General features: G+C 54.3%; 14 protein-coding genes. 8 read left to right on the top strand and 6 right to left on the bottom strand.

The window, feature by feature from the left end; translation table 11 throughout:
* The first annotated feature begins 560 nt into the window (after positions 1-560).
* On the top strand, positions 561-1088 hold the full coding sequence (locus FHS19_RS19885; RefSeq protein WP_076173248.1) for a phosphatase PAP2 family protein: 528 nt from the start codon (positions 561-563) through the stop codon (positions 1086-1088).
* 51 nt (positions 1089-1139) lie between these two features.
* The gene (locus tag FHS19_RS19890; RefSeq protein ID WP_312887271.1) at positions 1140-2273 is read left to right on the top strand and encodes an MGDG synthase family glycosyltransferase; all 1134 of its coding nucleotides are present in this window, start codon (positions 1140-1142) and stop codon (positions 2271-2273) included.
* Positions 2274-2295: 22 nt separating this feature from the next.
* On the opposite strand, the gene trmB is transcribed toward FHS19_RS19890, so the two are convergent.
* Both trmB and FHS19_RS19900 read right to left on the bottom strand, forming a co-directional pair.
* Complete coding sequence (trmB, locus tag FHS19_RS19895; protein ID WP_183583551.1) at positions 2296-3057, bottom strand: tRNA (guanosine(46)-N7)-methyltransferase TrmB; 762 nt, start codon at positions 3055-3057, stop codon at positions 2296-2298.
* A gap of 247 nt (positions 3058-3304) precedes the next feature.
* Positions 3305-3502: a hypothetical protein gene (locus FHS19_RS19900; protein WP_076173251.1), complete on the bottom strand. Its 198-nt coding sequence runs from the start codon at positions 3500-3502 to the stop codon at positions 3305-3307.
* 417 nt (positions 3503-3919) lie between these two features.
* On the opposite strand from FHS19_RS19900, the gene mnmL reads away from it, so the two are divergent.
* The 4 genes from mnmL (at position 3920) to FHS19_RS19920 (ending at position 7638) form a co-directional block, all read left to right on the top strand.
* Positions 3920-4873: a tRNA modification radical SAM protein MnmL/YtqA gene (gene mnmL / locus FHS19_RS19905; protein ID WP_183583552.1), complete on the top strand. Its 954-nt coding sequence runs from the start codon at positions 3920-3922 to the stop codon at positions 4871-4873.
* A gap of 2 nt (positions 4874-4875) precedes the next feature.
* Entirely contained in the window at positions 4876-5457 is a 582-nt protein-coding gene (mnmM, locus tag FHS19_RS19910) for a tRNA 5-(aminomethyl)-2-thiouridylate-methyltransferase MnmM (RefSeq protein ID WP_183583553.1), read from the top strand.
* A gap of 218 nt (positions 5458-5675) precedes the next feature.
* Positions 5676-6644, top strand: coding sequence for a type I phosphomannose isomerase catalytic subunit (locus FHS19_RS19915; protein WP_183583554.1), 969 nt, complete (start codon positions 5676-5678; stop codon positions 6642-6644).
* A 70-nt stretch (positions 6645-6714) separates the two neighbouring features.
* The gene (locus FHS19_RS19920; protein ID WP_183583555.1) at positions 6715-7638 is read left to right on the top strand and encodes an alpha/beta fold hydrolase; all 924 of its coding nucleotides are present in this window, start codon (positions 6715-6717) and stop codon (positions 7636-7638) included.
* Between the two features lie 145 nt (positions 7639-7783).
* On the opposite strand, the gene FHS19_RS19925 is transcribed toward FHS19_RS19920, so the two are convergent.
* Together FHS19_RS19925 and recQ are read right to left on the bottom strand one after the other, a co-directional pair.
* Complete coding sequence (locus FHS19_RS19925) at positions 7784-9553, bottom strand: B12-binding domain-containing radical SAM protein (protein ID WP_183583556.1); 1770 nt, start codon at positions 9551-9553, stop codon at positions 7784-7786.
* A gap of 18 nt (positions 9554-9571) precedes the next feature.
* Positions 9572-11428, bottom strand: a complete 1857-nt coding sequence (recQ, locus tag FHS19_RS19930) for a DNA helicase RecQ (RefSeq protein WP_183583557.1) — start codon at positions 11426-11428, stop codon at positions 9572-9574.
* Positions 11429-11744: 316 nt separating this feature from the next.
* On the opposite strand from recQ, the gene FHS19_RS19935 reads away from it, so the two are divergent.
* A complete protein-coding gene (locus FHS19_RS19935) occupies positions 11745-12296 on the top strand; it encodes a hypothetical protein (RefSeq protein WP_183583558.1) in 552 nt (183 codons plus the stop codon).
* Positions 12297-12479: 183 nt separating this feature from the next.
* On the opposite strand, the gene FHS19_RS19940 is transcribed toward FHS19_RS19935, so the two are convergent.
* Both FHS19_RS19940 and FHS19_RS19945 read right to left on the bottom strand, forming a co-directional pair.
* Positions 12480-13019, bottom strand: a complete 540-nt coding sequence (locus FHS19_RS19940; protein ID WP_183583559.1) for a hypothetical protein — start codon at positions 13017-13019, stop codon at positions 12480-12482.
* 90 nt (positions 13020-13109) lie between these two features.
* Complete coding sequence (locus tag FHS19_RS19945; RefSeq protein WP_183583560.1) at positions 13110-13406, bottom strand: DUF6509 family protein; 297 nt, start codon at positions 13404-13406, stop codon at positions 13110-13112.
* Positions 13407-13521: 115 nt separating this feature from the next.
* On the opposite strand from FHS19_RS19945, the gene FHS19_RS19950 reads away from it, so the two are divergent.
* Positions 13522-13794 (top strand): SWEET family sugar transporter, encoded by a 273-nt coding sequence (locus tag FHS19_RS19950; protein WP_183583561.1) that lies wholly within the window; start codon positions 13522-13524, stop codon positions 13792-13794.
* Positions 13795-13820 lie beyond the last annotated feature (26 nt).

The following is a 13820-nucleotide window of genomic DNA, read 5'->3' on the forward strand; positions in this document are numbered from 1 at the left end:
CTTTTCAGTCATTTGTCAAAACCGTAAAACCTCGTATTCGTCTAAAAAAACGGTAATGAGGCGGTTTCCTGACCGTTCAGACCCTTACGGGCTCTTATTCATGACTGTTAGTTCTTATTTTCATCTCTTTTCCCGGTTTTTATTTCTCAGGTCCCCCCTTTTTTTAGTCATCAGTTTCCATGATTATCGGCATACTTTATAAATAAACGAGATGAAGCCAAGAAAAGTTATACTTTAAACATCAATTCTTAATAAACGGATTGTATCCGTTTGAATCATTGTAAAGGTTCCTCCGGGTGAAGTCAAAATTGGCCAATTCCTTGCCGGGCCCCATTTTTTCGAGAAAAAAAGCTTTGGACAAGATCGGCCGATTCCCGACAAAGTTCTCGGGCGGTGTCAAATAACGACCCTGCATTGGGTTATATATTATAAGAAGGGGACTTACGAAGTTATAGTTTCTGCTCCCTTCGGAAATATGATAAAATTTAGAAAAACATCGCATGAGTTGTCCACGATCTGCCATTATTTTATAGAAGATTGGCTGTACACGGAGGGATGGAATGAGACGTTTGTTCAAGAAACTTCAATTATGGGACCGGCGTCTTTTCCAATGGATCAACGGACGTCTTCATAATCGTTTTTTCAATTTTTGGCTGTATTATTTAACGCATCTCGGAGGGGCCACGTTTACGATCTGTGCCTGCCTTCTGTGCTGGGGTCTGGCCCCGCCGTCATGGAGCACCCAAGGCGCCCAGGCCGCCGTCGCTCTGGCCGTCAGCCACATTCCGGTGGCGGCAGCCAAGAAGATGTATCCCCGGGTCAGGCCGCATCTCGCCCTGCCGGGAACCCGCACCTTTCGCAAACCGCTGGTGGACCACTCGTTTCCATCCGGACATACGACGGCAGCATTTTCCTTGGCAGTTCCTATGATGATCGGGCATCCTGAGTGGACCGCGCTTTTTTTGGCTTTAAGCCTCGTGGTCGGATTTTCCCGGATGTATTTGGGACTTCATTACCCATCGGATGTGCTTGCGGGAGCTGTAATTGGTACTTCCGTAGCTACAGCAACAGTTGCATTGTGGCCCTAAAGTCGATATGGTGGGTATAAGGAAAAACATGCAGGAACAGGTGAATTGAGAGTGATGAAAAAAAGAGTATTGTTATTATCTGAAGGCTTCGGTGCGGGACATACTCGAGCTGCTTACGCACTCTCAAGCAGTCTGCGCAAGCTGTCGCCGAGTGTGCAAACCAAAGTGCTTGAGCTCGGAAGCTTCCTGAATCCCAAGGTCGCGCCGCTCATTATTACCGCCTACAAAAAAACCGTTCTTTCGCAGCCAAGGCTCGTTGGAATGATGTACAGGCACCAGTATAAAAAGTCACTGAACCGGTTTACGACATTAGCGCTTCACCGCATTTTTTATACACATACCAAAAATATCGTCAATCAGCTGCGGCCCGACATCGTCGTCTGCACGCATCCGATTCCAAGCGCGGTCATTTCCCGCTTGAAAAGGCTCGGCTCCAAGATCCCGCTGTGCACGGTCATCACGGATTACGATGCCCACGGCACCTGGATCAGCCCGGAAGTGGACCGCTACCTGGTCTCTACCCAAGAAGTGAAATCCAAGATGCTGGAGCAGGGCGTCGCCGCCTCCAAAATCGAGGTCACCGGCATTCCGGTGCATCCGAACTTCTGGGAGCATCCGGTCAAGGAGGAGATCCGGGAGAAGTTCAGACTGAAGAACATGCCCACGGTGATGGTCATGGGCGGCGGCTGGGGCATTATGAATGACGAAGTCATCAACAATTACCTGACCCGCTGGAGGGACCAGATTCAGATCGTGTTCTGCCTCGGCAACAATGAGAAGGTCCTCCGTAAGCTCGAACAGGATCCGAGTTACAATCACCCGAACATCCGGCTGATCGGGTTTACGCCTGAGGTCGATAAGCTGATGGAAGTCTCCGATCTGCTTGTGACGAAGCCTGGCGGCATGACCTGTACGGAAGGATTGGCCAAGGGCATCCCGATGCTCTTCCACCACCCTCTTCCCGGACAGGAGGAAGAGAACTGCCAGTATTTCACAGCCCAAGGACTTGGAGAGCCGATATCCTCCCTGGACGTCATTACAAAGTGGATGAACAAATTAATTCACGAATACGATTCGATCCTGCAGCGGCGCGAAGAGCAGCTGAAGAGCATTGACCGCTACCGGCCGATGCAGAGCGCCCAGAGCATCATTGATATGCTGGAATCAAATAAGGTGCCTTCCTGAGGGAAGGCACCTTATTTCGTATCTATGGTTGTTCGCTGCGGACCTCATCCGGCTGCCCCGGCTTGTCCGCCCGCAGTCCGTATTTGTCCAGCCGCTGTTTCTGATACCGGCTCAGCGCTTCCTTGCCCACAATCACCTCGCAGCGGTGAATGTTGATGCCCTGACCCACGAATTTAGTCTCGTACTCGGTCATAACATGCTCTTCGTTCGGTCCCTCACGGTGCAGATTCAGCGAGATATTCGTCATCTGCAGACCATAATCCGCAAAGGAATTCAGCGAAAATTCAAACAGCGTCTGCGAGTCGGTCTTCAGATGAATTTCACCGTTATCGTTGAGCAGACCGCAGTATTTGTCGAGGAAACGGGGATGTGTCAAACGGCGTCGGGCATGTCTGGCTTTCGGCCAAGGATCGCTGAAATTCAGGAAAATCCGCTCGAGTTCTCCCGGAGCAAACACTTCCTCCGCATATTCGACATTGGCCAGCGCCAGCCGCAGATTCGGCGGATATTCGACCTCCCGCTCGGCCCAGGCAAGCTTGGCCTTTTCGCTGGCCCGGCGAATCAGTTCATCATACATATCGATGCCTATAAAATTAATGTCCGGGTTGCGATAGCTCATCTGGCTGATAAACTGCCCTTTGCCCATGCCAAACTCCACGTAGATCGGCCGGTCGTTGCCAAAGAGCGATGACCATTTTCCTTTATACGACCGGGGGTCCAGAACGACGAAGCCCTGCTGTTCTTCCAGACATTCCCGGATTCCTTTTCTTCCGCGTAAACGCATCTCATACCTCCGCTAGTTATACTTCCGTCCTGCCGCGGCTCTTGCGGCTACTGCAATATTGTGCCGAACTTAAGCCGAAATGTAAAGAGGCAAAGCATGGTCCTCCCCTAGCGGATACGCCTTAGCCATATAACAGTTTAACTTTCTGAATCTCTTAAAAAGAAAAAGAATCCCGTTCTCTCCCGTGCAAACACGAGGAATTCGGAATTCTTTTCCATTATCTATTTGGAATTGGGGTCCAACGGTTTCATTGTTGATAGTCTACCGCATCTTGATGCTGAAAATCAAATGTCTTTTCGAATGCGTTGCGAATTTTCCGGCGGGCAGCCGCTTTCACTTCCGGATTGCCGTTAAACTCTACGCCTGTCAGGGCAAGCGCCTCATCAGGAGTCAGCTCTACAGAAATCTTGCCTTTACCTTGTGTCTCAGCAGTTGAAGAATTCATCATTATCACCTCACGGTTAATATGTTGGCCATGACGTCACGCTTTTATGAATTCTATAATATATTTACCCCGAAACCGGGGTGCTGACGCTAATTAAAATATAACACTTCATGTAAGTTTTATCAATGGAATATTCGCCTGATTAGCCGCATAGCGGCGCTGTTTTTGAAACATTTTTTTGCTGTCTATGAACCTGAAATATCCCGGGTATTTCGCCCCGATTCATGGAGTACCTCAATATAAAATAAAGGCACAAAACCCAAGGGGAGAAAAGCCTGTATGGCCCAGCTTTCCCCCCGGGCCTCCTCATACCCTTTAGGCCTGATTTTTGTTACAATAGAGCAAGCGTAAAGTTTCACTTTCCCTGCGCAGCTTTTTTTTTTGCAGGCCGCAATGCACAATAAAGGAGTACCATCCATGAATAGTCCAACCCTTTCTTCTCCCCTGCTGTGGGGCGATAAAAGATTCCATACGTGGAATTACGAGATGCGGGAACAGTTTAACGATAAAGTGTTCAAGGTCATGCTGGATGCCGGGTTCACCTGCCCAAACCGCGACGGTTCAATCGCGCGGGGCGGCTGCACCTTCTGCAGCGCCCGAGGTTCGGGCGACTTTGCCGGCAGCCGGCGCGATGATCTGATCACCCAGTTTAACAGCATCCGGGACAAACAGCATGAGAAGTGGCCGCACGCCCGATATATCGGTTATTTCCAGGCCTATACCAACACGTACGCACCCGTCGATGTGCTGCGCGAATACTATGAAGTCATTTTGGAACAGCCGGGCGTTGTCGGCTTATCCATTGCCACCCGTCCGGACTGCCTGCCGGACGATGTGATCGAGTATTTGGCCGAGCTGAACGAGCGGACCTATCTGTGGGTTGAAATGGGGCTGCAGACCATTCACCAGGAGACGTCCGATCTGATCAACCGTGCGCATGACACCCAATGCTTCATCGACGCCGTGGAGAAGCTGCGGAGGCACGGCATCCGGGTATGCGCCCATATCATTTACGGCCTGCCGCAGGAAACCCACGAAATGATGCTGGAGACCGGACGTGCCGTGGCGAATATGGACGTTCAGGGCATCAAAATTCATCTGCTTCACTTGATGAAGGGCACGCCGATGGTCAGGCAGTACGAAGCGGGTCTGCTCCGCTTCCTGGAACAGGATGAATATATTAAGCTGGTCGTGGACACGCTGGAATTTCTGCCGCCCGAAATGATCGTTCACCGCCTGACCGGCGACGCTCCGCGGAAGCTGCTGATCGGCCCGATGTGGTCCCAGAAAAAATGGGAAGTGCTGAACGGCTTCGACGCCGAATTGAAGGCACGGGACAGCTGGCAGGGTAAGTATTGGAGGAAGGCATAGCAATGGGGTTTCTTTCCGTTCTTAGCTTTGCCCACAAACAAATCGCCGAGCGCCTTAATCCCGGGGATATTGCTGTGGATGCCACGATCGGCACGGGAGCCGATACGCTCTTTCTGGCCAAGGCGGCCGGTCCCAAGGGGCACGTCTACGGCTTTGACGTGCAGGAGCATGCGCTGGCCCTGACCCGGCAAAGGCTGGCGCAGGAAGCACCGGAGCGGATCGCTCCGGTGACGCTGTACCTGCAGAGCCATGCCGCGATGCGGGAGGCGCTGCCGGAAGGCGTGCATGGCCGGGTCGCGGCGGTGATGTTCAACCTCGGCTACCTCCCTGCCGAGGAGGCTGACAAAGCCGTCATCACCACGCCGGACAGCACGATTGAAGCGCTGGAAGCCGGCTTGTCCCTGCTGAGACGGCGGGGCATTATGACAGCCGTGCTGTATCCGGGTCATGCCGGCGGCGATCAGGAGGCTCAGGCGGTAACCGCTTGGGCCTCCGACCTGCCGCAATCGTCGGCCCAGGCTGTCATATACAGGCAGCTGCAGCGCGCGGATGCCCCTTATGTCATTGCCCTGGAGAAAAAATAGCGCGCTGGCCGCTGATGCGGCTCGTGCCGCGAGCTTCCGCCCTACCTGGCGGCGCGGCATGCTGAACATTTTAAAACCGTTGTGCCCGGGGCCCCGGCCGCCCTCTTCAACCGGATTGATTTCGGACCAAGGGGCTCGGCCCGGCCCAAGGTATTGTTTTACATAGTAGCGGTTTATCCCAAGCCATCACATGAACCCAAGAAAGGAACGATGAAGACATGACACAACCATATCCATTATTATTTCAGCCGGAGTTTAAAGAACGCGTATGGGGAGGCCGGGCGCTCGAGCAGTTCGGGCTGCAGATTCCGGAGGGACATATCGGCGAGGGCTGGATGATCGCCGATCATCCGAACGGCACGACATCGGTGATCAACGGTGAACTGAAAGGCCAAGGCCTGGACCAGGTCCGCGAACAATTCGGCAAGGAATGGTTCGGCGCCAAGGGATTTTCCGAGAAAAACGGCCGCTTCCCGCTCCTGATCAAGCTGCTGGACTGCAATGACGACCTGTCGGTCCAAGTCCATCCGACCGACGACTATGAAGGGCTGCCGAAAGGTGAGCTCGGCAAGACGGAAATGTGGTACGTGCTGGACGCGAAGCCGGACGCCAAAATCATCTACGGCCTTAAGGAAGGCGTTACGCGCGAAGCGATGAAGGAAGCGCTCGAGAACGGAACCGTCATGGGCAGCCTGCAGGAGGTTTCCGTTGAAGCCGGAGACACGTTCTATATCCCTGCCGGCACGGTGCATGCGCTGTGCGCCGGCGTGGTCGTGGCTGAAATCCAGCAGAACTCCGATACGACATACCGTCTTTACGACTACAACCGTCCGGGGTTGGACGGCAAGCCGCGCGAGCTGCACATTGAAGATTCGCTGAACGTCATCGCCTACGAAGGATCCGGCGCCACAACGATGAAGACAGCCGGCAGCGCTGCGGGTGAATGGCTGCAGTTGGCGAAGTCCCCTTATTTCATCGTGGAAAAGGGAATCGTGGACGGATCCTGGAGCCTCTCGACCACTCCGGACAGCTTCACCATTCTGGTGGTATGCGACGGCAGCGGCTCCATCGCCTGGGACGGCGGCTTGCAGGACTACAAAGCCGGCCAATGCTTCCTGCTTCCGGCTAATCTCGGTCAATATGAGCTGAAAGGAAATGCTACCGTTCTCCGTTCCTACCTGCCTTAAACATGATAAGGCACGGGGCATTTCTTCTGATTCATCTGTCATTCACGAAAGAATGAAGGAGTGACCTCCATTGCGGGAACAAACGTTTACGATGACGGATCCGCTGGGCACGCAGATCCATGTCTATGCTTGGCTTCCCGATGAGCCGGCCGGTGTGAAGGCCGTCCTGCAGATCACCCACGGCATGTGCGAAACGGCCGAACGCTACAAGCGGCTTGCCGCGCTGTTGACGCGTTTTCGCTATGCCATATACGCCCACGACCAGCGCGGGCACGGCCTAACCGCCGGCTCGATCGACCGGCTCGGCCATACCGGCAAGGAAGGCTTCCTGCATATGCTGCAGGACATTCAGCAGCTCGGCGGGATCGTTCGTGGCCGGCACCCGGATATTCCCCATTTTTTGATGGGGCACAGCATGGGTTCGTTTCTCGTGCAGCGGGTGATGGAGACCGACGGCGGACCATATACCGGATTTATTCTGTCCGGCACAAACGGACCTCGGAGCATGCTGAACGCCGGCAAAGCGGTCGCCAGGCTGCAGGGCGCACTCCAGGGGGAGTCACACCGCAGCATCCTGCTGAACGCGATGGTCTTCGGCAGCTATAACCGCAGCTTTGCCCCGACCCGGACACGGTTTGACTGGCTCTCCCGGGATCCGAAGGAAGTCGATAAATACATTGAAGATCCGTATTGCGGGGCCATTTGCACGACCGCATTCTTCTATGACTTCTTCAGCCTGCTGCAGGATATTCAAAATCCCGGCAGCTATAACGGCATTCCCCGGGATAAGCCGGTATACCTCTTCAGCGGGGAACTCGATCCGGTCGGGGAACAAGGCAAGGGCGTCCGGCGGCTGGAGGACATTTATCGCAGCATCGGCATCAAGGATGTGGAATGCAGGCTGTACCCGAACGGACGCCACGAAATGCTGAACGAGATCAACCGGGACGAAGTCATGACCGAGCTGCTTGATTGGCTGGAGCGGCATGTGTAGTGCCCTCCCCCGTTACTTCGAAGAATTACCCGTAGGTTCAAGTCCTGAAATGAAGAAAAGCCGCTGCACGGTATTCACCCCGTGCAGCGGCTCTTTTTTTGCATATGATCAACGCTCTAAACTTAGCCGATCTTAACGCGATCCATTACAGCGACTCTGCCGGCTGCAGCTTCATCGTGTAGAACGCCGGCAGCTCGCTCTCGTCCTGCTGGTACAGCACGATCAGCGCGGTACCCCCGGAAGCATCCGTTCCGTCGCCTCGGCCGGCCAGCAGCTCATCCAGCGCAAACGGCAGCACTTCGAGCACCGCATGCTTCTGCAGTTCCCGTTCGGACAAGCCCAGAGAAGCAAAGTTCCCCGACACGAGCTCGGGATGCTCCGTAACCTTCCGCATCAGGCTGCTCCAATCGTCTTTGGCGAGCGGCTGCTCCCACCATATTTTACGCGGCTTGTACTTATGGTTGAGAAAGTAATCCAGCTTCATCAGCCCCAGGATGACATCCATGCGCTTCGTCTTGCGCTGCTTCAGGAAGGCGGCCAGACGCGTGAACAGGTCCTCGAGCTGATGACCGATCTTCTGCCAGCCCTGCCCTTCCCAGTAATCGCCGAACTCCTGGAAGAAATCGAACGGAGACGGGAATTCATGCGTCATGAGATAGTTCAGCGTATGATCCATCCGGTGCGCGTTCCAGTACTTCTCCAGCACGTCCTCCAGCCGCTTAAGCCGGACAATGTCGGCAAAAGGCAGCTTGTGGCTGCCGAGAATTTCGTACGGCGCCTGATCCATGTACGTGTAATCGTACTTGCCGGCATCGTGGCGCAGGCCGGTGCCCCGCAGCATTTTCAGAAAACCGAGCTGCAGTTCTTCCGGTCCCAGGGCGAACACGTCGTTAAACGTCTTGCGGAACGTTTCATAGTCCTCTTCCGGCAGTCCAGCGATCAGATCCAAATGCTGGTCGATCTTGCCGCTATTTTTGATGATGCTGACGGTCCGGGACAGCTTCTCGAAATTTTGCCGCCGCTTCACGATGACGTTGGTCGGATCGTTCGTCGACTGCACGCCGATTTCGAACCGAAAGATCCCCGGAGGGGCGTTATCGGCGAGATACTGCAGCACTTCGGGACGCATGATGTCCGCCGTAATTTCGAACTGGAACACGCAGCCGCGGTTATTTTTAATGAGAAAATCAAACATCTCCAGCGCATACTGGTGGTTGATGTTAAACGTGCGGTCCAGAAATTTGATGATCTTCGCGCCGTGGTCGATCAAATACGTAATATCGGATTTCACCCGCTCGATATCGTAATACCGGACGCCGTTCTCAATGCTGGACAGGCAGAACTGGCACTGGAACGGGCAGCCGCGGCTCGTCTCGAAGTAGACGATTCTTTTGCCCAAGTTCGGGATATCCTCGGGAAAGCGGTGCGGCGTGGGCAGCGTATTGAGGTCGCTCTTCGGCCGCGGCGGGTTGATGATCACTTCGTCGCCCTTCCGGTAAGCAACGCCATAGACAAAATGGAACTTGCGGTCTCCTTCGATCACCTGCAGCAAATGGTGGAAAGTCTCCTCGCCGTCGCCCATAACGATGAAATCGACCGCCGGCATCCGCTCCATCCAGTACGGGGTGTCATAGGATACTTCCGGTCCGCCAAGAACGATGGTGACTTCCGGCATGACTTTCTTCACGATCTCGATCACTTTCAACGTCTCTTCGATATTCCAAATATAACAGGAGAACCCGATGACGTCGGGCTTCCGCTGAAACAGGTCGGACACGATGTTCATGACCGGGTCTTTGATCGTATACTCGGCCAGTTCGATCTCAAATTCATGCTGGCTGTACGCCTTGAGCAGGCGGATGGCCAGGCAGGTATGGATGTATTTGGCATTCAGGGTGGATAACAGGACTTTCATCGGTTCACGACCTTCTTCTTATTCATCATATCCGCCGGCGTAGGCATCATCGTTCTGGTTTTGGAAAAAATCAAGAAACGGTCTGCCGTACTTCCGGTACTTCACCTCGCCGACGCCTTTAATATTCAGCATTTCATCTTCAGTCTGCGGGCATACCACACTCATCTCGCGCAGCGTCGCATCGTTGAAAATAATATACGACGGCACATGCTCCTTACCTGCGAGCTCGCGCCGAATCAGGCGCAGCTGCTCGAACACGGTCTCGTTGACCGCCGACGGCGAGACGTCGCGGCTGCGGGAGCCTCGGCCGCCCGTTTGCGCCGCTGCCGGGCGCGCGGTGCGCTGCAGCACCTGCCGCTGGCCCTTCAGCACTTCGGCCGCCAGCGGCTGCAGCCGCAGTACGGGGTACTGGCCTTCCGAAAGCGCCAGGTACCCTTCCGAGGCGAGCACGTTAATGATCTCGGAAATTTCCTTCTCCGTCCGGCTCGCCATCGTCCCATAGGTAGACAGGCTGTCAAATCCGTACTGCAGCACCTTTTTATTCTTCGATCCCTTCAGCACCGCCGCCACCAGCGATACGCCAAAGCGCTCGCGCATCCGGTGGACGCAGGAGAAAATTTTCTGCGCATCGACCGTCATATCGACCAGCTCGCGATCATCCGTACAGGAGCTGCAGATCCCGCAGGGCTTGTCCTCGTGAGACTCGCCGAAATAGTCCAGCATCGCGCTGCGCAGGCAGCGGGTCGTATAACAGTAGTCGACCATTTGCTGAAGCTTGCGGTAATCGTTCGATTTGCGGTCCGTTTCCTGCGGGTTCTGCTCGATCAGAAACTTCTGCGTGATAATATCCTGCGGGCTGAAGAGCAGAATACATTGGCTCGGCTCGCCGTCCCGGCCGGCGCGTCCGGCCTCCTGAACGTAAGCCTCCATGTTTTTCGGCATGTTGTAGTGAATGACGTACCGGACGTTGGACTTGTCGATGCCCATTCCGAACGCGTTCGTGGCAACCATCACCCGGATGTCGTCGTACAGAAAGGCCTCCTGGCTGGCAGCGCGTTCCTCATCACTCATTCCTGCGTGATAACGGCCTGCGGCCAAGCCTACGCTGCTCAGCCGCTGGTACAAATCGTCCACGTCCTTGCGCGTTGCCGCGTAAATAATCCCCGGCTGGCTGTTATGCGCCTCGGCGTAGCTCATGACAAAATCGCGCTTGTTCTCCCCGCGCAGCACCGACATGGCCAGGTTGTCCCGGCCGAGCCCCGTCACGAACACCTCCGGTTCCCGGAGACGCAGCAGGCGGACCATATCCTCGGTCACTTCCGGAGTAGCCGTTGCGGTGAACGCCGCCAAGATAGGCCGCTCGGGCAGCCCTTCCACGAACGGAGCTACCGACAGGTAGCTCGTCCGGAAATCATGCCCCCACTGCGAGACGCAGTGGGCCTCGTCGACGGCCACGCAGGAAATTTCCAGCAGAGCCATTTCGTCGCGGAACCAATCGAGCTCAAGCCGCTCCGGCGCTACGTACAGGAGCTTCAGCTCCCCCCGCTTGGCCGCACGGATCCGCTCGTTCACTTCCTTGCCGGTGAGCGTGCTGTTAATGTACGCGGCGGCGATGCCCATCGCCGTCAGCGCGTCGACCTGATCCTTCATCAGGGAGATCAGCGGCGATACGACCAAGGTCAGACCCGGCAGCATCAGCGCCGGAATTTGGTAGCAGATCGACTTGCCTCCGCCCGTCGGCATGATGCCCAGCGTATCCTGATGCTTCAGGAGGCTGGATACGATATGTTTCTGGCCCTCCCGGAAGTCGGGATAGCCGTAATATTTTTGCAGCATTTCCTGTGCCCGTTCCAAAGAAGGGGTCTCCACACTCATAAATAAGAACTCCTAACGATGCAAATTCAGCAGCGGCCCAAGCACTTCAAGGCTGCGCCACATTTTTAATCTCAACCTTTGATTTTATGACTAAAGTACGTGATGACTTTCGATAATGACTTTATTCAGTCCAATTCTAAGTTTACCGGGGTTTCCGGGAATGAGCAACTGTGAGGAGGGATTCTCCCTGTGCTGGGAGGACACCCCTTGTTGGAAAAATAGAATGTACCAGCAGTGGTTGCAGGTTAAGCAGATAATTGGATGCAACTCCTGCCGGCCGGTTCTCGTCATCATTGGTAAATTAGGAGGGAGTGCAATGAAAAGAGTACTTTTATCTCTGCTTATCACTTTGACGTTCCTGACCGGGTGCTCTCAGGAGTCTGATTTGGATAAAGGTAACGTTTCTCCATCAGCAGAGATGGCAAATCAGGATGCCGGTATGCCTGCAGACATGCCGGATGATTTCAATTTCGCTGTCCGTTTTGGTTATGGCGAAGTCACCAAAAATGAAATAAACACCTATCAAGGGACCGTAACGAAAGATTTAATTACGAAAGGAACAGCAACGGCTCATCTCAAGTTCACCCAAGATGAAATGCGAGAAATTTACGGCAAAATGAGAGAAATAAACATCATGGCACCGAAGAAATTTGCCAAAAGCCAAAATTGCTCCAAATCGCCAAGCAATGAAGACGAGTGGACGATAACTGTTGACGGCAAAACACAATCATTCTCGTGGACGGACCGACATTGTGAACTGTCCGATGATGCCATAGCGCTGTTGGAAATAAGAAATTTCATTCAATCCATCGTGAATGGCAAGGCGGCCTATCAAGCTTTGCCGGCGGCTGAAGGCGGTTATGACTAAAGAGCCGCTTGTTCATGGCCTTAAAAGAATGCGGCAGCCCGCCAGGCGCCTCCCATGATCGACGGGTTCCTATGCACCGGCGGACTGCCGCTTATCGGCGGTATTCAGTTTTTTTGAGGATCGCCCATGATTGGATTCGCAGTTTGTGCCTTCAAATCGGTCGCGGCTGTCCAGTTGTCTACCTCAGCGCTGCTTCGATCTAGCCGCCTCGACGGTATCCCAGCGGTGGCTGTACTGGTCAAGCTTCGGATGCACCGCCTCCGGCTCCTCCGTCAGCAGCAGCCTCAGCTTGACGATCCATTCTCCAAAGGTGCTGTAGCTGGCAAACAGATTCGCCATATCCGGCGTCAACAGCAGAAAATGCGGCGCGGGATATTTCTCCGTCAGATGGCGAAGGGCGGCTTCCACCGGCGTGTATTTTTTCCGGCGTCCCTCCCAGTTCTCGATAACTGTCTTTCCGTGTCCTTCAGCCCTCCAGGCTTCCAGCCTTTTCTCCCGTTTATAATACGGGCTGACCGGTTCCTTGGTCATTCTTCGCACCGTCTCCTCGTGCAGCGGATACAGTACCAGCTTGGAAAAGGACAGCACGCCGGCCAGCGACTCCGCTTCATTCAGACCGGCTTCTTCCGCCTCTTCAAACGTATCGTAATAAATGAGCGTGCCCTTACGCTTCTGCACCGGGGGCTCGTACCCGTAGGGAACCGTCTGTACCGTATGCTTCATCCTCATCACTCCCTGATTCGTTTCCATATGTAATGTACCCGGCAGCGGATGACGTGATCGCTCCACTCCAAGCTTCGCAGGTTCGCAGCGTTATTCGTCGACCTCGTCCAGATGGTCCCGGCAGAAGTTTTCGAGAAGCTCCACTTCGTCTTCCTCCAGGTCAAAATCAAGATACTGCCCCGTCGTTTTTTCATAAATTTCGTATTTTGCGATCGCGGATTGGTCTTCGTCGACCTTGTAAATGACCCGGACATATAGTCCGTTCTCCGTAAACAGCTCATCGTCATCAGGCACCTCGATGTCGAGCTTGAATTCATAGCGGGTTCCCTGCAAAATGCGGAACGGGTCCTTGACCTTCTCCGCTTCATATTCGGTTATCGTCAGCATGTTGTCATCCTTTCATTCATTCATCCTACTCTTTATTGTACCAGACCTGTCCCGGTCCATTCACGGACACGAGCCCGCCCGGCATATAATAGCCCCATAAAGGGAGGCGTTGGCCATGATTTACGCAGTCATGCAGCTCATCGGCGGATTTATTTTGGCGTTCGGCTGGATTCCGCAAATTATTCAGGTCATACGAACCAAGTCGGTCGCGGATCTCAGCCTGAAAACGTTCGGCTCGCTCGTAGCCGGCATCGGCCTGATGGAGGTCTATGCCGTTCATATCGCGCTGGACGGTGTCGGCATTCCGTTTCTGATCACCAATACGCTGTCGCTAGTGCTGATGCTTATTATGATCGGCTGCATTTTAAAATACCGCAAGCGGCCGTAGCGCCATACTAGCGCCTACTTCCCTGA

Origin of the sequence: Paenibacillus rhizosphaerae (assembly GCF_014192015.1) — a bacterium.
Classification (GTDB): domain Bacteria; phylum Bacillota; class Bacilli; order Paenibacillales; family Paenibacillaceae; genus Paenibacillus_AQ; species Paenibacillus_AQ rhizosphaerae.